The 16,625-nt window shown below is 51.8% G+C and carries 21 protein-coding genes and 3 pseudogenes; 14 read left to right on the top strand and 10 right to left on the bottom strand.

Features of this window, described 5'->3' with window-relative positions; translation table 11 throughout:
• Window positions 1–82: 82 nt before the first annotated feature.
• The 7 genes from FKW31_RS07580 (at window position 83) to FKW31_RS07550 (ending at window position 7,311) form a co-directional block, all read left to right on the top strand.
• A complete protein-coding gene (locus FKW31_RS07580) occupies window positions 83–832 on the top strand; it encodes an XRE family transcriptional regulator (RefSeq protein WP_050793090.1) in 750 nt (249 codons plus the stop codon).
• Window positions 829–1,929 carry a hypothetical protein gene (locus tag FKW31_RS07575; protein ID WP_006115420.1) on the top strand — a complete coding sequence of 367 codons (1,101 nt, stop codon included), beginning with the start codon at window positions 829–831 and terminating at the stop codon, window positions 1,927–1,929. The genes FKW31_RS07580 and FKW31_RS07575 overlap by 4 nt, the downstream gene beginning before the upstream one ends.
• Before the next feature lie 317 nt (window positions 1,930–2,246).
• Window positions 2,247–2,630, top strand: a complete 384-nt coding sequence (locus FKW31_RS16405) for a hypothetical protein (RefSeq protein ID WP_238332775.1) — start codon at window positions 2,247–2,249, stop codon at window positions 2,628–2,630.
• Between the two features lie 43 nt (window positions 2,631–2,673).
• Entirely contained in the window at window positions 2,674–3,192 is a 519-nt protein-coding gene (locus FKW31_RS07565) for a hypothetical protein (RefSeq protein ID WP_238332774.1), read from the top strand.
• Between the two features lie 192 nt (window positions 3,193–3,384).
• Window positions 3,385–4,563 carry a DUF3991 and TOPRIM domain-containing protein gene (locus FKW31_RS07560; RefSeq protein ID WP_166443390.1) on the top strand — a complete coding sequence of 393 codons (1,179 nt, stop codon included), beginning with the start codon at window positions 3,385–3,387 and terminating at the stop codon, window positions 4,561–4,563.
• A 4-nt stretch (window positions 4,564–4,567) separates the two neighbouring features.
• Entirely contained in the window at window positions 4,568–5,257 is a 690-nt protein-coding gene (locus FKW31_RS07555) for a hypothetical protein (RefSeq protein WP_087636547.1), read from the top strand.
• Window positions 5,254–7,311: an ATP-dependent helicase gene (locus FKW31_RS07550; protein ID WP_087636546.1), complete on the top strand. Its 2,058-nt coding sequence runs from the start codon at window positions 5,254–5,256 to the stop codon at window positions 7,309–7,311. The genes FKW31_RS07555 and FKW31_RS07550 overlap by 4 nt, the downstream gene beginning before the upstream one ends.
• 566 nt (window positions 7,312–7,877) lie before the next feature.
• Here the strand turns inward: FKW31_RS07550 and FKW31_RS07540 are convergent.
• The 5 genes from FKW31_RS07540 to FKW31_RS16020 form a co-directional block, all read right to left on the bottom strand.
• A complete protein-coding gene (locus tag FKW31_RS07540; protein ID WP_087636545.1) occupies window positions 7,878–8,513 on the bottom strand; it encodes a recombinase family protein in 636 nt (211 codons plus the stop codon).
• A 177-nt stretch (window positions 8,514–8,690) separates the two neighbouring features.
• Window positions 8,691–9,107 carry a hypothetical protein gene (locus tag FKW31_RS07535; RefSeq protein ID WP_019089358.1) on the bottom strand — a complete coding sequence of 139 codons (417 nt, stop codon included), beginning with the start codon at window positions 9,105–9,107 and terminating at the stop codon, window positions 8,691–8,693.
• Window positions 9,104–9,538, bottom strand: a complete 435-nt coding sequence (locus FKW31_RS07530) for a hypothetical protein (protein WP_019089359.1) — start codon at window positions 9,536–9,538, stop codon at window positions 9,104–9,106. Before FKW31_RS07530 ends, FKW31_RS07535 begins: the two co-directional genes overlap by 4 nt.
• A gap of 63 nt (window positions 9,539–9,601) precedes the next feature.
• Window positions 9,602–10,099 (bottom strand): single-stranded DNA-binding protein, encoded by a 498-nt coding sequence (gene ssb / locus FKW31_RS07525; RefSeq protein WP_019089360.1) that lies wholly within the window; start codon window positions 10,097–10,099, stop codon window positions 9,602–9,604.
• A 758-nt stretch (window positions 10,100–10,857) separates the two neighbouring features.
• Entirely contained in the window at window positions 10,858–11,004 is a 147-nt protein-coding gene (locus tag FKW31_RS16020) for a hypothetical protein (RefSeq protein WP_157894002.1), read from the bottom strand.
• On the opposite strand from FKW31_RS16020, the gene FKW31_RS16015 reads away from it, so the two are divergent.
• Window positions 11,003–11,164 carry a hypothetical protein gene (locus FKW31_RS16015; RefSeq protein ID WP_166443389.1) on the top strand — a complete coding sequence of 54 codons (162 nt, stop codon included), beginning with the start codon at window positions 11,003–11,005 and terminating at the stop codon, window positions 11,162–11,164. The two genes, FKW31_RS16020 and FKW31_RS16015, sit on opposite strands and share 2 nt — an antisense overlap.
• A 183-nt stretch (window positions 11,165–11,347) precedes the next feature.
• Here FKW31_RS16015 and FKW31_RS07520 read toward each other — a convergent pair whose 3' ends face one another.
• Window positions 11,348–12,028, bottom strand: a complete 681-nt coding sequence (locus FKW31_RS07520; protein WP_019089472.1) for a hypothetical protein — start codon at window positions 12,026–12,028, stop codon at window positions 11,348–11,350.
• Between FKW31_RS07520 and FKW31_RS07515 the strand changes: the two genes are divergently transcribed.
• Together FKW31_RS07515 and FKW31_RS07510 are read left to right on the top strand one after the other, a co-directional pair.
• Window positions 12,027–12,299: a hypothetical protein gene (locus FKW31_RS07515; RefSeq protein WP_150178215.1), complete on the top strand. Its 273-nt coding sequence runs from the start codon at window positions 12,027–12,029 to the stop codon at window positions 12,297–12,299. The genes FKW31_RS07520 and FKW31_RS07515 overlap by 2 nt on opposite strands.
• A 280-nt stretch (window positions 12,300–12,579) precedes the next feature.
• A complete protein-coding gene (locus tag FKW31_RS07510) occupies window positions 12,580–12,933 on the top strand; it encodes a hypothetical protein (RefSeq protein WP_150178214.1) in 354 nt (117 codons plus the stop codon).
• Here FKW31_RS07510 and FKW31_RS07505 read toward each other — a convergent pair.
• The 4 genes and pseudogenes from FKW31_RS07505 to FKW31_RS07490 form a co-directional block, all read right to left on the bottom strand.
• Window positions 12,929–13,313: pseudogene (locus FKW31_RS07505) on the bottom strand (transposase); the annotation flags it as partial. The gene FKW31_RS07510 and the pseudogene FKW31_RS07505 sit on opposite strands and share 5 nt — an antisense overlap.
• A gap of 130 nt (window positions 13,314–13,443) precedes the next feature.
• A complete protein-coding gene (locus FKW31_RS07500; protein ID WP_087636454.1) occupies window positions 13,444–13,860 on the bottom strand; it encodes a hypothetical protein in 417 nt (138 codons plus the stop codon).
• Window positions 13,850–14,095 (bottom strand): type II toxin-antitoxin system Phd/YefM family antitoxin, encoded by a 246-nt coding sequence (locus FKW31_RS07495; RefSeq protein ID WP_019089469.1) that lies wholly within the window; start codon window positions 14,093–14,095, stop codon window positions 13,850–13,852. The genes FKW31_RS07500 and FKW31_RS07495 overlap by 11 nt, the downstream gene beginning before the upstream one ends.
• A gap of 189 nt (window positions 14,096–14,284) precedes the next feature.
• Window positions 14,285–14,476, bottom strand: a pseudogene (locus tag FKW31_RS07490) (transposase); the annotation flags it as partial.
• Here FKW31_RS07490 and FKW31_RS16670 point away from each other — a divergent pair.
• The 4 genes and pseudogenes from FKW31_RS16670 to FKW31_RS07470 all read left to right on the top strand — a co-directional run.
• Window positions 14,476–14,796: pseudogene (locus tag FKW31_RS16670) on the top strand (MFS transporter); the annotation flags it as partial. The pseudogenes FKW31_RS07490 and FKW31_RS16670 overlap by 1 nt on opposite strands.
• 9 nt (window positions 14,797–14,805) lie before the next feature.
• Window positions 14,806–15,009 carry a hypothetical protein gene (locus FKW31_RS07480; RefSeq protein ID WP_019089468.1) on the top strand — a complete coding sequence of 68 codons (204 nt, stop codon included), beginning with the start codon at window positions 14,806–14,808 and terminating at the stop codon, window positions 15,007–15,009.
• Between the two features lie 179 nt (window positions 15,010–15,188).
• Window positions 15,189–15,764 carry a MucR family transcriptional regulator gene (locus FKW31_RS07475; protein WP_087636455.1) on the top strand — a complete coding sequence of 192 codons (576 nt, stop codon included), beginning with the start codon at window positions 15,189–15,191 and terminating at the stop codon, window positions 15,762–15,764.
• A gap of 309 nt (window positions 15,765–16,073) precedes the next feature.
• A complete protein-coding gene (locus FKW31_RS07470) occupies window positions 16,074–16,271 on the top strand; it encodes a hypothetical protein (protein ID WP_019089465.1) in 198 nt (65 codons plus the stop codon).
• Window positions 16,272–16,625: the final 354 nt, after the last annotated feature.

Here is a 16,625-nt window from a genome sequence, read left to right as displayed (position 1 = left end):
CCAAAAATGTTTTTCCCACTTATTTCCTGTGGATTAAATGTGGATAATTTACATTATTGGCTGTTTTCTGCGACTTCATGAAATGAATAACCAACACAATCCTGATTTCCCAGTTCCTGAAAATAAGTGGGAAATTACAAATGTGTCAGATCGGCTACGCGAAGCTGTATTGGCAGCGGGCGGGAATAGAGCAGTGTCGGAAAAATCAGGCATTCCGCTTAGCACGCTTAATACCTACATCGGCGGTCGCGATATGCGGGTATCTGCTGCTGCCAAATTGGCATTTGCCTGCAATGTAAGCCTTTCTTGGCTTCTTCTGGGTCAGGACGCCGACGAGCCATTATTGAAGATCAATCTTCCTCAAGGCCAGTCCTTACCCTCACAAGCAAACGACGTTGCCTACATTGACTATTACAATATCGCAGCATCTGCTGGTTATGGGGTATGTGCAGATGCTGGCGTAAGACCAGAAAAAGTGGCGGTTTCCTTGGCGTTTCTCAAGGGTGATCTTGGGCTTGATCCTAACTACGTTCTCATGCTCGAAACCAGTGGTGACAGCATGGAACCCACACTCCGTTCTGGCGATCGCCTGTTGGTCGATACCCGGCGTAGACATATTCTTGACGGCATTCACGTCCTGGTCGTGAATGGTGGCTTACTGGTTAAAAGACTTTCGTCAGAACCAAGTGGCAAAATCTGCATCGCATCAGATAACCACCTCTACAAAGAATTCCTCACTGATGCGTCCCGTTTCCGCTGGGGAGAACCAGATGGTGATGACGCAATCACAATAATAGGCCGCGTAGCCTACAGACTACAGGCAATGTCATGACTAACAAATCCAATGGAGCATACATAAAGGCTACTAGATTTTTTCTGATTATTACCTTTTGTCTTATAATTTTATTGTTTGTAATAGGTTTCTTTATGAAATCTGATGATATTTATTATGACTATGATTTTTCATCACAAGAATATAAACATCCAGTTCTGCATGTCGACAATGTGCCAAAGAATATGATTCCCATTGCCCAAAAGGCATTCGATGCCCTTCTGGATGCTTGCCCTGGGCTCAAAGCTGCATCATCGCGCGGAGAATCTTGGGATGTCTTGGCATTTCCGGAGAGGTTGGGAGGCCTCAGTCCTCTAAAAGATGTCTCATTCTTATTTGAGACAGATATTAATAAAGAAGTATTCTCAAAATTCCCCAAGGGACTTCAAGACCCTCAGTGGGGAAATCATATTATGTACCGTATTGACCTGGTAAAACATGGTGTATGGATGGATTGGCCTACAGATATATGGCTTTGCCATGAATCTTTATTTGGCAATCAATCTAGTGATCAAGACTTTATTATGGGATATCAGCGGACATGGCATCAGTCGAATGTATTCAAGTCTATTCCAGATATGCCCTCTTTGCCTGATGGTCCACTTTCCCATCCAAAAGTAACTCCATACCATCGGCCCAATATTAAAGGTGGTTCTTCACAAAAATATGTATCAGAAGCCATGTCTTATCTTGGCAATTGCACCTCATGGACAGGTGACTTGTCTTGTATGAGTGCGCAGGACAAATTTGTTCGGCAGTATGTTAATGCTCTTGCTGGTGATTACGCTGCTCAAAAAGATGTAATATTTGATTTCATGTTACCTGAAGATGAAGATGGCCCGGTGAAAGCAAGTAAAATACAAGGATGTGCTTGGGCTCAGGTTGTCGCATATAGCGGTTCTCCTTATGTGACCAAAACAGATCGCTCAATGATGATACTGGATTGCGATGGATTGCAGGCTCCAGATCTGGACGCTTCAAAAATTCGAGCTGCTGCAATCAATCATGAGATCAAAACAGCGCACGTTCATCGTCTGCCAGTCCCTGAGATTGAATATGATCCTCGTAGCGGGAAGAATGAGACCGAAGCCGATTAAAAGGGTTTTAAAAGGTCCTTCATCAAAATAGAATTCTTTATAGGTTGGGTTCCAAACTTGGTGTCCTTTTGGTCAAAATGCCTATCAGGTTCCAGACACCACACACCGGCATAATCATAAGGGCTACCAACCGCCCAATTATGCCGACACCAGCAGTTTTCCTCAGGTTCTCATCCCATCAAATCCCCGCTGATCCCATATAATCCCGGTTTCCCAGTAGTTCCATTCCCTGTGTCCCCTTACAAGCGGAATACATATTGGCGTTTCAGAGTGACGCCAGCCGCGTAACCTCAGACCATTCACAGATGGGGGCCTGAATGGGACACGGGACGCAGGCTCTCGTGTCCGTATTCTGGGCTAATCCGAATACGATGCCCCCGTCAGAGAGTGACACGTTGCCAGACGGTCGGAGCTTATGGCTCTGCACTGTACTAGATCGGCGGGTAGAGCGTGAGATCATCTTCCAATATGCACCGCGTGTTCGTCCGGGCTCAGGCTGGTCTTACGGCTGGTCTCCCTTGCTCGACCCGCCACAACGCTGGAGCGGCAAACGCAAGGCGGATGCCCGTCGCCGAAATCTGCGCAAACGCCTTGAGAAGACGGTACCGCTATTTGCAGATCAATTCGAAGAACAGGAATTGCGGCGCAGACCCGATTACTTCGATCCAGACAGTATTGACCGAAAACAGTTACGCAAATGATGGCCCATCTTACAGCATAACTGGAAACGGGAGAAACCCTACCATGAACAGACAGTATTATACGTCCCCCTTTCAAGGGGGCGACAATCCTTTGCGTGTTGGAACCATAGCGCTTGGCGCAATCTACCGCATGCCTTTGGGGGACTATACTGGTCCACGTCAGCCATGGATCATCGAAGCCTTTTTGAACGGCGAATATCATGCTTCTCGACGTGATCCCCGAACTAATAAATGGCTGAGTGTGTTCATTAGCGGCAGATCAGAACGTGTTCTCATGCGCAATCTTGCCAATGGCAAACGAATGACCATGGCGACGCATTGGCTAGTCAGTAACGCGTGTCTCTTTGGAGATAACAATGCCTATCCAGATCTCCCAGATCTTGGACGGTTTTACCGAAGGTCACACGACATAAAAGGCAGGGATGAACGAAAAAATAAGAAAAAAACAAATAAGAAAAAAAGAAAATACAGCGCACAGCCGCACAGGCGCGGCGTAAAGCCTGGGACCATATGCTTGATAGCAGCCGTCCGGGGCGTCAGTCATGAACACGTCAGAAATTAGCATCCCGGCATTTTTTTAAACCCGTCGCATCATGGACGCGCAGGCTTGGTCTTCAGAATAGGAGGACCGACATGCACGGATCAGCTTTCGCGCCGTCTGGCACCGGGCAAATGCGTACATCAGAGATTGGGCCTGCGGAAAGAAAACTTTTCTCAATACCCCCTCAGCATGGCCAACATTGGAGCGCAGATCATGGCAGATAACCGTGACATAGACGCCCAGCGCGATGAACTGGCAGTATTGCGTGATCGTGTGCGGTGCGAAGTGGTGCTGGAGCGTGAAGGATATCGTCTTGATCGTGCGGCTACGGCCCAACGCTCGGCGAAAAACCTCAAGTTCCGTCGGGGTGAAGGTGAAATCATTATTGTGAATCATGGCGGAAAGGGCTGGTGGGATCCAACAAACCCTGACCGGAGTGCTCGAGGTGATGTCTTCAAATTGGTTCAACATCTCAAACCCGGCCTCAATCTTGGGCATGTACGGCGTGAATTACGCAACATGATCGGTCTGGAGCCGAGTTACGAAGTCCGAGAACGGATCAAACCGGTTGCGGAAGAACAAGGCAAAAAGCGTGATCCGGCTTGGATGTGGGAACATCGCAACCCGCCACAGACGGGATCAGCGGCATGGTGTTACCTGTCCGAAGAACGGGGACTTCCTGATCGGGTGCTTGAAGCAGCGGTCAAACAGAACCTGTTGCGTGAAGGTCCCAATGGGACTGCGTGGTTCGCACATCGTGACAATCAAGGTGCTTTGAGTGGCATGGAAATGCGTGGTCCGGAATACAGGGGATTTTCCACTGGAGGAATTGGCAAGCGCCTTTTCCGATTTGAGGCAGATCCAGGCACGCAACCATCGCGTATTGTGGTAGCTGAAGCGGCTATTGATGCTCTGTCCTTTGCTGCAATGGATCGTTTCTCCAGCAACACACTCTACTTGTCCACGGCTGGGGGGATGAGCCCGGAAAGTGTGAGGGAATTGAAGCAGCTTTTGGCAGCAGGGGCAAAGCAACCTGAGGGGCGGCTGGTCATCGCAGTCGATAACGACCAGCAGGGTGATCATTATGCTGCAATGTTTTCAGAAATGGCTCAGGAAGTCGGATTGTGGAATGGTCGCGCTTCACCAAAATCACCCGGATCCGACTGGAATCAGGTTTTGCGGGCACGCGGCAATAAGGAGAGCGTGACTCCTCGCCCTTTTCGCGAACTGGCAGGATCGGCGACATCCACAACGCCGACACCTCAGGTTGCAGCAGGTTGGGTGGATGATCTCAAACTACGCAAACGTCATCAGTCCGAACAAGTTCCGATGACTGCTCAGGCCACGACATCGCTGAGGCGTTCGGGATCTCCTTCAATGGGAGGTCGCTAACATCATGTTCGCCCAGGATCATCATGCACAGAAAAGCGAAATTCATGACCCGAACTGGAGGCGTGCCATTCAAAGTGTTTTTCATGGCGCAGAATCAGCCCGAAAAGTGTGGGCGCGTCACGTTGTCGATCCAGCGCTGACACCTTGCCAGTTTGTCAACTGCACAGATGGCACCTGTGATCTGATTGGGGTGGTGATTGGGGGCACGATACCAGACGCAGAGGATCCGCGTCTTTGGGACACAGAAAGCACGTTTACCCTGCTGACCGAAGATGCCGAAATCCTCATCGTCAAAGGTTGGTATGCCACATCATTGGAACAGTTCGTCGAATCAGGAACAGAGGGAGTTGAAAAAATGAAATCACAAGATCAGACCTATCGCGATGACATCCTTGATGTTCTGGTTATCAAGGCCGGTCTCGCGCAACAGCTTGATCAGTCTCCGGCCGCCAAGGGTTTTTGGGACATCCATCTTGAGCGTCTTGGAGCAGCTGAATGGCCTGAGGGTCCGCTGCCGCAGTGTCTGGTGCGGTTTGATGAACGGGAAAACCCACGTCTGGGACTGGTGATCAGTGGCGCGTGGATTGCTCCTATGGGGGATTGGGATCTGACCCAGCCTTTTCTGGCCATCTCGATAGATGGTGAAATCATGCGCAGTGAAGGCTGCCTTGCAGAACAGGTGAGCGTATTATGAGTGCCGCGCTAAGCATTCCACCACGTTTGGCGCCTGTTCTGGAGGATCTGACCGCAGCTCAGCGGGCTGCTTCTCTTGCTCTCGGTCGATTGCTCGTACTTGCTGGGGCTGGCACAGGTAAGACCAAGACCCTGACGGCAGGTGTCGCGACGCGGATTGAACTGTACGGCATGGAGCCTTCGCGTATTCTCTGCGTCACCTTTACCAACAAGGCAGCCCGTGAAATGCGTGAGCGTATTACGCGGGCTTGCGGAGAGGGGATGGCGCCTTCATGGCTCGGAACGTTTCATGCGCTGTGCGCGCGCCAGTTGCGTGCTGAACCAGACATTGCCCATTTGCGGCCAGGATTTGATATCAGGGACGCGGATGACGCGCTGGCAATTGTCAGCCGTCTGATCAAGTCTGTTCCTGTTGAACAGCTACCGCGTCCGATGGAGGGCGAGCCGGGAGATGCGCGTCAGATTGCCAAAATGGCAGAACGTATCTCACGTCTGAAGGAAGAGCTGGTGACGCCTGAAATGACGGGGCATCATGTGGAGGCCATGATTGCGCGGGCGCATGCCCAGAAGCGTTTCGTTGACGATGCAGGCTGGCGTTTTGTTGTCGGGTTGTATGCACGCTATCAGAGTTTGCTGCGTGAGCAGAATGCCGCGGATTTTGGCGATCTGCTGATGTGGCCTACCTTGACCATGCTTCAAAACGAGACCTATCGCTATCGGTGGTCCCGCCGTTTTACAGCTGTCATGGCCGACGAATTTCAGGACGTGAACCGCGCCCAATTTCTCTGGCTCAAAATGATCTCTGAGGTGTCAGGAGAGCTTTTTGCTGTGGGCGATGATTCACAGAGCATCTATTCCTGGCGTGGCGCAAAAGTCGGTTTCATACGGGGGTTTTCTCAGGAATTTCCCGGGGCCAAGACGTTCAAGCTGGAAGAGAACTTTCGCTCGACCGCTCATATTCTTGACGCATCCAATGCAATTATTGCTCAGGATCCCTCACGTATCCCAAAAACACTGTCCACACGAAAAGGCGCGGGCAAACCGATTGAAGTGCTGCAATTTTCCTATATGAGCGAAGAGGCTGGCGCCATTGCTGCCGAAATTGGCAGGCGTGCTGCAGCAGGTTGTCCGTGGCATGATATCGCCGTGATCTACCGTCAGAACCGTCTGAGCCGTGCGATAGAGGAAGCACTGATTCAGGCGCGGGTGCCTTATGAAATTGTAGGCGATGTCGGCTTTTATCAACGTGTTGCAGTCAAGGATGCCCTTGCTCTGGTTTCTCTGGCCGCGCGCCCGGATGATCGTCAGTCTGATGAAGCCTTTCGGCGGGTGGCCAATCGGCCTGCACGTGGCCTTGGCGCCAAGGGGTTGGGGGCCATTGAACTGACGGCACGTGAGAAGGAAGTGTCCCTATTGGCGGCGGTCCGTCACACCCGTCTTTCCCAGAAGGCTTCCGTATCTCTGGCAGCTTTTGAACGTGCTGTCAGGGAAATCGGTGGACGCAACGATCTGAGCGTAGGGGAAAAGATGCGTCTGTTGCTCGAAGATACGGGTTATTATGACATGCTCCGTGCGGATGAGAGTGATGAGGCGGCGACCCAGATGGAGAACTTGGCTGAGTTGGCCGCAGTTGCTGACCGCTACCGCAAGGTTGACCATTTGATGGAACACGCCGCTCTGGCTTCTGGAGCCCCCGGAGAAAAAGGGAAGGAGCGCGTGCAGCTGCTGACGATGCATCGCGCCAAGGGGCTGGAATTCCGACATGTGTTTCTTCCTGCGTGGGAAGATAGTCTGTTCCCAGGCAGTAATGCGCGGAATCTGGATGAAGAGCGCCGGCTGGCCTATGTCGCGCTGACACGGGCCATGGAACAGGCAACGATCACCTGCTGCGATTATCGTCAGGGAACATCGTCCATACCGTCCCGGTTTTTGGATGATATTCCTGCCGACAACCGGATCCGTCACTGGAACTGGCAGGATGGTCGTGGATCACTGTCCAGCAATCGACCGACATGGGAGCAGACCCAACGTGCACTGAATGCGCTGGGGATCTGATCATGACATTCCCTACAGATAAGGAGACACGATTACCCGCGCAGTTGGAGCCTCGGCGTTGGCCCCACTACTGCTGCATTTGCAAGGCGGGCGCGGTGTTCGGCGCGAACACGCATACAGGCGAGATCATGTGGTACTGTGCAAAATATCGGCATCTGATGCGCCCTGTCCCGCCAGGTTCTATGCCTTGGACATCAGGACGAAGTTGATGCATGCCAGCAGTTGGCGGAAACAAATAATATGAATGCAATAAAAACCAGCGCCATCCTTGTCGTAGTGGGCACCGTGGCCGGTCTGGTCGAAAAATACAGGCCGGAAGTGTATGAAACGGTAAAGTGATCTGGCACAGTCCAAGAGCAAAACTAGACCGAATGTGGCGGACATTGAAGCCATCTTCACCAAGTGCCAAGCCGATAACACGGCCATCGAGTCCGCAGAGCACCGGATTTTGAGTCTGGCGTCATCATTGCTGGTGGTGCGGTCTGATTTTTGGGGGAATAAGTGACCAAGAGCCGCCATAGGTAGCGGACAGGTTCTTGGTTGTCGCACATATAATAAAAAATGAACTATTGAGCCATAAGCTTTTTTGCTTTTCGGCTTCTATGACTATCTGCTCCTGTAGTAATTCGGGAAACCGTTGTTGAGCTAATACCAAAATATTTTGCTATTTCATCTAATGTCTTACCATTCTTTCGATATTGAATAATCTCCTTTCTCTGAGCAGAAGTAATCTTGGAAGGGCGTCCCATTTTTTTCCCTTGCGCAATAGCTCTAGCTCGCCCTTCAGATGTACGATTACGAATAAGATCACGCTCCACATCAGCTAAACCACCCAAAACAGCAAGCATAAGCCGACCCGTACTGGTAGATGTATCGGTCCACGGCTCTGAAATGGAATAAAACTGAGAATTTTTTTCCGTTATTACTTTAACTATAGAAAAAAGATCAAATGTGCTGCGTGCTAACCTGTCCAAGCGGGTTACCACAACTATCTGCCCTTCCTTCAACCGACTAAGTAATTTGTGTAATTCTATCCTTGAGGCATCTGCGCCGCTCGCTTTCTCACAATAGATACGATGGCATCCGTATTCTTTTAAAGTTTTTATCTGAATATCTAAAGTCTGGCCCACTGTGCTTACACGAGCATAACCAATTTTATCACGCGATTTTGATGAAGTCATATAATCATAAACGACCGACATTTTTCAAAAGTTTCTTGCTAAAATCTTGAATTGCGCACTTTTTATGATTTATTTTTACTAACAAAATAAGTTTTTGTTGCATAAACAGTTCTGAATGTCATAAATACTTATAAGAGTCGTGAGTGTGGCACAGAGCAAATCCGCTCTTTGCGCAATTCAAGACATTTGATTGTCCTCTCAGAGATGCCCGACTGTCCTACCGTCCCAACCACGCATGTAGTGCACCATATAGTCAGCACCAGCGATGGAGAGTGGCGCTGCCAGCCCCTGCAACCCTTCGATACGAGCTTCGTCACGACGCGCAGCAATGAAAGCCAGTGCGCCTGATCTGGAGAAAAGCCGGAAAGCATCATCCTCTCGCAACTGGAAGCGCAAAGGGACAAGGTCAGCCAGACCACGGGCGACATCATGAGGCGTGGGGTCATGCTCTGGCACCAGGGAACGAAAAAGAGCACAGGCTTCCGGGTCCTCCTGAATGTCCAGCAGCAGCCCTTCAAAACGCCCGAGCGTGTTGTGCCTGGCAAAGCCAGGCACCCGCGTTCCATTCACGATATGGAAGGCCGTCCGCCCCAGTTGGCGCACAAGCGCACTCATGATGACATCCTCCCGCGAAGCGCATCCAGCCGGTCCAGCACCTGGGCATCACGGGACGCGATTTCGGCAAGCCGGGTCTGATCTTCCTCGGCTTCAAACTCTGCCATGAGCTCCTGATGCAAGTCTCTGGCAGCGTCATCCTCCTCGCTGTCCCATTCCCCAGCATCCGGCGCTTCACAACCAGCCGGGCAGCAGCCGTAATCAATGCCGTGCGCGCAGCAGCCATCGTAGCGGTGATCAAGTGCCTCGGGTGCGTAATCGCCTTTCTGTTCGGCGTAAGCCTTCAGGGCGGTGGCCTGATCGGATGGAAGGTGGTGTGCCTTGCGATCGATCTCTTTTGTCAGTTTCTGAACATAGAGTTCATAAGAACAGCCGCAGCCATGGAGGGCTACATGGCAGACATCATCATACAGTTTTTCGACATCATACATGAGGAATACTCCAACCGGGGAGGCCGGGTCTGTTCCCCGGCCTGACAGGAGAAAAGGGTCGCTCTAAAAGGGGATCTCGTCGTCCAGATCAGCGTTTGACCGGGAGGCATCCCATCCCCCACCCTGCCGGGCTGGAGCCGTATTGGCGGGCGTGCCAGAGTTCTGAGGGGCGCTGCTGTATCCGCCGCTCTGTCCGCCCTCCTCTGCGTGGCGTGTATCCAGAATGGTCAGCTCCCCATTATAACGGGGCAACACAACTTCCGTGGTGTAGTTGTCCTTGCCGTCCTGACCCGTCCATTTCCGGGTCTGAAGCTGGCCTTCGAGATAGACCTTGCGGCCCTTGCGCAGGAAACGTTCGGCTACATCTGCCAGACGTTCATTGAACACGACGATCTTGTGCCATTCCGTGCGCTCGCGGCGTTCGCCGGACTGGCGGTCATTCCATGTGTCGGATGTGGCGAGTGAGAAAGAAACGATCTTCTGACCGGACTGGGAATGATGCACATCGGGGTCTTTTCCGAGGTTGCCGACAAGAATAACTTTGTTAACGGAACCAGCCATAACACATATCCTTCACTTCTATACTTACAGTTTAACCTGATTTACTGGAGGTTTGTGTGGTTTTTCCTTCCGTACACAAGTAAAAGATAGCACGACTGCGCACGAAATGCAAGAAAAAACGACATTAAATCGCCCATAAATAAAGTTTTTTCTTATTAAAGAAAAACAAAACCCGTCTTCATTTCCGTATGCCCGTTCTTTACTTACAAATAACAAAGTAATGACAAGTATAGAAAAGAACGGCGGTGAGGATTAGCACGAAAGTGGCGAGACCCCGATGAGGGGGCTCGACATCTCTTAGCGGCTTTGCCGCTTAGAGATGCTGGGCGAACGTACCCCGACAGGGGCGCCCCGGACGTTTCTGCAGAACACGCATCAAGGTAGCTGCGGGCAAAGAAGCCTTCAGATCCACACGAACGCCAAAAAGAAGAGGAAACTGAGGAAGCATCAGATTGTCCGTCAGAATCATCTTTACGGCATGATCTGTAAGAGACCGAAAAACGGAAAACCCACGACCATGACCTCAACCACAGCCAGCACCTGACCTCAATAAAAGAGGACAATGGGTGCAGTGATGCCCTTCATGAGCCTTGGCAGGACTAGGTTTTAGGGGGACTGGAACAGGAAAGCGTGGGCAAAGTCCAAGAGCTGCCGGGGCGCAGCCCCGGCCGTTCATAGTTGGCCAGCGCAGCTGGCCCCCTTTTCACCACGCACTGACGGCTGACAAGGAAAAGGCAGCACTGAGGCCGCCCTTGCGATTATGGGTTATGAGGAGCCTGTGCTTCGAGCCTGTCGCGCAATTTGTTAAGGCGGCGCAGGATTGGGCCTAGAGCGAGACCAAAAATGAGTGTCCCACCCAAGAAAGGCACAACAACCAGCAGCATGTTAGAAATAAAATCATTCATGGTCTGCGTCCTCCTTTCCATCTTCAGGATAGCGGATAAAGGCGAGAATGAGCAAGGAAATGGTTTCGACGATCAGGGCAATACAGCCCGCCAAGATCATACCTTAGCTACTCACATGCACCTGCCCCGTAAAAAGTGGGGTGATGATGCCCGCACCTGAAATGCTGAATGCGGTAGTTTGGAAAGCCCCTGCAAGAGCCTTAAGCCTGCCTTCCTGAGATTTCCGGGTCTGCCTTGAGCGGTCAGAAAGCGGCGCTCCCGGTCTGTAATCTGTTTCGTGTCCATCCCATTCTTTCCGGTGTGAAGGATGAAAACCGGGCGGCGGAGCCGCCCGGTCGCCATATCAGAAACCGAGGGCGTCGGCCTGTGCGTCGGCAATCTGCCGGTCAAGAGAGCGGGCGGAATTGCGGCTGTAGGGCTTCCATTCGGAGCCGAAATATTCGGCGTAAGCCTTGGCTGCGCCGTCTGCGAGGGCAGCAAGGCCATAGGCCTTCATACCGAGTTGAGCGGCAAATTCACGGGCAAAGGCGGCGCGGTTTGCCTGTCCATCGATGCCCATGCGATCTTCGTCGCGGTTTTCGTTTGTAAAGCCAGAGGACAGTTCACGGGCGGCCTGCCGCTTGGTTTCGTAAAACTGGGCCTGCCCGAAAGCAGAGGCCACACGCGCGCCCACGATGCGCTGCATGTGCATTTCAAGAGCGCGGTAATTCTTTTCGCCGTTTACGGTGGTTGCAAGAATGGGTTCCATGATCTTGATTTCGTCCATCACGGAATTGTAACCGGCCCCGAACACTTCATCGGTGTCCACTTCATCAATGGCAAAGGCGCGGGCAATAGCTGCGGCCTGTGCATCGGTGGGAATGAGTGCCTTGACGGCTTCAAGGGTTGCGATGGGGGCTGCGGCCTTGCGGTCCACGGTTTCCTGAAAGGACCGGGCGCGGGATGCGTTTTTTGTGGCCTTTGCGGCTTTCTTTTCTTGCGCTTCGGTATGGGCTTGGGCGATAGCAGTAGCAGCGTTTGACATGACCAATCTCCTGTCTGGCGTTAGCCCCGTTTCAGTGTGGGTAGCACTGGCGCGGGGCGCTTTGTGTTTGGGAGGTATTTCCCTCTCACAAGTAAAAGATAGTACAAAACGCCCAAGTATTGCAAGAATAAAATGCAATGAATACAAGAAAATATCCAATTTATTTCTGTTTACAGAGAAATTTACTTCTTCTTTATTTTCCGTATGCCCTTTATTTAATTACAATGACGTAGAAGATGCGAGTATAGAAAAGAACGGCGGTGAGCATTAGCACGAAAGTGGCGAGACCCCGTTTAGGGGGCTCGACATCTCTTGGCGGCTTTGCCGCCAAGAGATGCTGGGCGAACGCACCCCGACAGGGGCGCCCCCGGACCTTTTCGGCATTTTTTCACAGACGACAGGGCTTACGGGGAAAGGAAATGTAAAAAGCACACAACCTTTCAGTCAGCGGACAGCAAAATCACGATGATATTAAAGCCGTCATTTTCCTATCTGGTCGCATAATGCCCTTCTAGAGTGTCCAATATTGACGTGAAAGGAAGAGGATCTCGTTGATGATCAGCGATAGAGACCAGATCAGCAGCATGTTTCCCACGCATCTGCAATCGGTATTGGAACAGCTTGTCAAAATCGCGCATCAGAACGCAGTGGAATCGGATGAGATCAGCTTTGCCCCTCGTGATGAACTTGCGACAGTGGACCTTGTTGTGGCGGCACTCGCGAGCATAGGCATTTACATCACGACACCTTGTGCCTTCCAGATCTGGCTTCTGGTATCCGAAAACAATCAGGCGCACTGGCTGGATGGTCCTGCCACATCGCATGAGACGCTCGCCTTCATCATGGATCTCTGCATGGAGATCCACAAAGATAAGGACTATGTTGTTTTTTCAGGGATAGGCTAACTGCGTGAAGCTTCGTATTTATCCCGCCTTTGGTGCGCCCAATCAGACGGCATGGATCCCCTTTTTTAACCGCAGGCTCGAAGCCGTGCGATGTGCCTTGAGATAGGTCACACCAATCATGATGGTCTGAGGCTCTGCCTTTCCGGTAGCCAGTTCATCCATCATGCGGATGAAGAACTCCAGCACTTCCAGCGGTTGTAGAGCGTCTTGCGTGGGCCGTATTCCCAAGGTGCATCACGCCAGCACAGGCCATTGCGGTTCACGAAAATGATCCCGCTCAATACGCGACGGTCATCAACGCGAGGTTTACCATGGCTCTTCGAAAAAAAAGGCCGCAGACGCTCCATCTGCTCGTCCGTCAGCCAATACAGGTCGCTCATCTTCAGTCTCCTTACAGAGCCTGAATCAGATTCCTGCCGTCAAATCAATGGAGGCACACGCCGAACGGACGGCGGCCTACCGGGCCACTACAGGATAGTCAGCCCCACTAGGGGCTTCAGTTTACCCTTTTCAGGTCCGTTTCGAGATACGCAATGCCTGTGCATCGCGCATAGAGCGGAAAGCCAGAACGATGTGCTTGCTAAAAGCGGGGCTGAACTGGCCACGTGCAGCCCGTTCTTCCAATGTGTAGGACGTTTCGAGGATGTCGTAATTCACTTCGTCCACCATCACCCACAGGGACATGTCCGTATCCAGCTTCGCCCTGCGAGCTTCAGTTTCAGGAATCAGCACGGCTTGACGCTCGGCGGCAGGCTCTTTGCTCGTGATTGGCAGGATAAAGAGGTGATGCTGGCCGTCCCGGTCGATGGCGACGACCACGCAACTCGGCCGCTTTTTCCGGCCTTCCGTCTCGCCTCGTAAATCCTGCCATTTCCAGAGATAGTGATAGTCGATGACCTGACCGACACGCGGGAAGTCATCGACCATTCAGATAGTCCTCAATCCCCTGATCGCACAGAGCAGCAACATCTTCAGGCATATCATTGACGGCATAAGCCTTCTGGTTGCCTATATTCCTGCTGATCAGCGTCTCGTATCGCTCCATCGACATAACGACAAATCTGGGCTTGCGATGCTTGGTGATGGCAACGGGGGCGACGGCGGCGGCCTCAAAAAGGTCACCGGTGTTGCGGGTCAGGTCGCCCGATGCAAACTGCTTCACTGGCCGTATCCTTCCACGGGTTAATGTCAAGAATATACAGAAAACATGAATATTTTTCAAATTAAATCGTAGGGAGGAGCAGCGAAGGAGGCGGCCTATCGGGCTTCTTCGGACAAGTCATCACCATACCGCACAAAATTCAGGATAGTCCCGAAAAGTCATGCCGAGCGCCACTCCCTGTTGTTCCTAAACCAGTACGAGCTGGCGTTCCCGCACACCCAGCTTCGCCCAGCGGATGAAAAGCTGCGCCGCCCGCCGCCACGGCCCCAGTTCAGCGGGAATGCTTCGCCATTTTGCGCCATTATCATGACGCCAGAAGATCGCTGCTATCGTGCATCGCAGATCATGCGGCGGTGTCTTACCCTTAGGGCGAACCGCCTCTCCTTTTCCAACAGGTCACGTCTTTCACTTACCTCAGTCTCAGATTAGCCTCCTCCCCATTTAACCTGACATCATTAGAGGTTGGTACCCTCTTCGTAGTTTTTCTACTCCCCGTTGCTGTGACCCCGTTCTTCGGGCGCCTCATTGGCACTATTGGTCGTATTCATTCCTTTGTTCTCTCTCAGGCTGCAGGACTGATCGGAATTACTCTGACACTTTCGTCCACCCTCCCCTTAATTATTCTTGGACTTGCTTTTTCACGCATGGCAGTTTTCGCTGGTCAATCGTATGCCACTGGATACACTGCCCAACATGCCAAGGCTAACCTCATGGACAGACACACGCCTTCCTCCCAGTCTGGAGCATCCAGTCGTCAGACCGATCTGTTTGGATACCGCAAGCCGCGCGCACCACGGCGCTACCTGGCACACATGAGTGGTGTTGGAGATCACAACTGTTTTTACGAACAGGGCAATACATGCGTTGCCCTGATTTTCATGCGTCCACTGTGGTTGGGAAAGTGGCTGGCTTGAACGTCGGAACAAAACACATGTTCTGCAGGGCTTACCCTGTGCGGTGTGCAACGATCAGCCAAAGGAACCGGTGGCAGAGTAACTCCGTGCAATACCAGCGTTACCTTAAATGGGTTTTTCCATTACAGGTCAGAGATTTAGTATTGAGACGACATTCAGATAACAGAAAGACAGGCGCAATGACAGAGTCCGCATCCGTTCACGAACCTGACACACAAAAGGTGGAGCAGACCGTTACAATCATATCAGCCTACGTTGGCCACAACACGGTCAGCGCCGAAGCCCTTCCTGATCTGATCAGATCAGTCTATGCGACGCTCGATAAACTCTCACTCTCCCAACCTGCTCCTGAAAAGCCAGGGAAAGCCGCAACGCCTTCCGTTACGCCAGTCCCTGACGTCACACCTGCACCACCAGCTCCCGAAAAAATCGTATCTCAGGAACGCACACCGGCGGTCCCCATCAAGCGCTCGGTCTTTCCCGATTATATCGTCTGTCTTGAGGACGGTAAGAAAACAAAGATGCTGAAATCCTACCTTCAGAGACATTTCAACCTGACGCCTGAAGAGTACCGCACACGCTGGGGATTGCCCCCAGAATATCCCATGGTGGCCCCAAACTATTCCGCACAACGGGCCGCCATTGCCAAGCGCAACTCTCTGGGGCGACGTGGCGATGACACCAATGCGACACTCTCATCAGGTGAAGCAGACATCCCCTCAGACCGGAAGGGACGCGGTCGGAAAACGAAATAAATCCGAGCGTTGTACAGAAAAACCATTTCTCGTTTTCGGTCGCATGACGATGGGTGACACCAGAGACATCGCACGCGAAAAGGAAAACGAGAAATGGACAGTAATAGCCTGAGCATAAACGTACTTTTATTTCTGTTGCTTTATTCTGTTGTGGTTTTCATCGTCACCTGACTTTGGTTTAGCGAACGAAAGCAGGGACTGCTCGCGTTTTTTTTACTTATTCTTCCTGCCTTTCTGGCGGCATGGTGTGGGGGGACGGACAGTCTGTTCGGCGCTGACCCCTGATTAACAGCAAGAAGAGAAACAATCATGATGGGTCTTCAAGAATACCAAAGCGATATGGTTAAAGGCGGTATTTTCGGCACCTTTGAAATGCTTTTTGGGACCATCGCTATCGGGGCTGCTTTTAATGCTTGCCCAATCACGGCAAAACTGATGATTCTTCCTTCAGCAGTGTGTGCCGTCATCGCTTGGCGTTACATGATGAAAGCAGGCGATAGGGTTTAAGACTGATGCATCCTGCCTGCATAACAGACTATGCAGGCAGGACCGTCTGTTCACTAGAACAACTCAGCGTTCCGCGACTGTAATTTCTTCATTAGAGGCACCCTGGACGAACTGAGCACGCTGACACTTGCCATGTTGTAAATTGGCCTCCCATCCATATCGCCGTATGCCAACAGGGCTGCGGCATCTTTGATGACATGCAAAGGTCTGAGATACCACTCATACCTATCAGTGCTCCCAGACGGGCCGAGAAGCGTCGTGAGCTTCTCGACGCGGATTTCTCACACTTGAGGCAATTTCGGGTCATTTTGTAGAATTCAGTCATCCCACAGGAGCCCGATCTGGAATATTGAC

The sequence above is a fragment of the Acetobacter sp. DmW_136 genome (genome assembly GCF_008690365.1).
Lineage (GTDB): Bacteria > Pseudomonadota > Alphaproteobacteria > Acetobacterales > Acetobacteraceae > Acetobacter > Acetobacter oryzifermentans.
The sequence above is the reverse complement of the archived record's forward strand: the minus strand, read 5'-3'. Positions and strand labels throughout refer to the sequence as shown.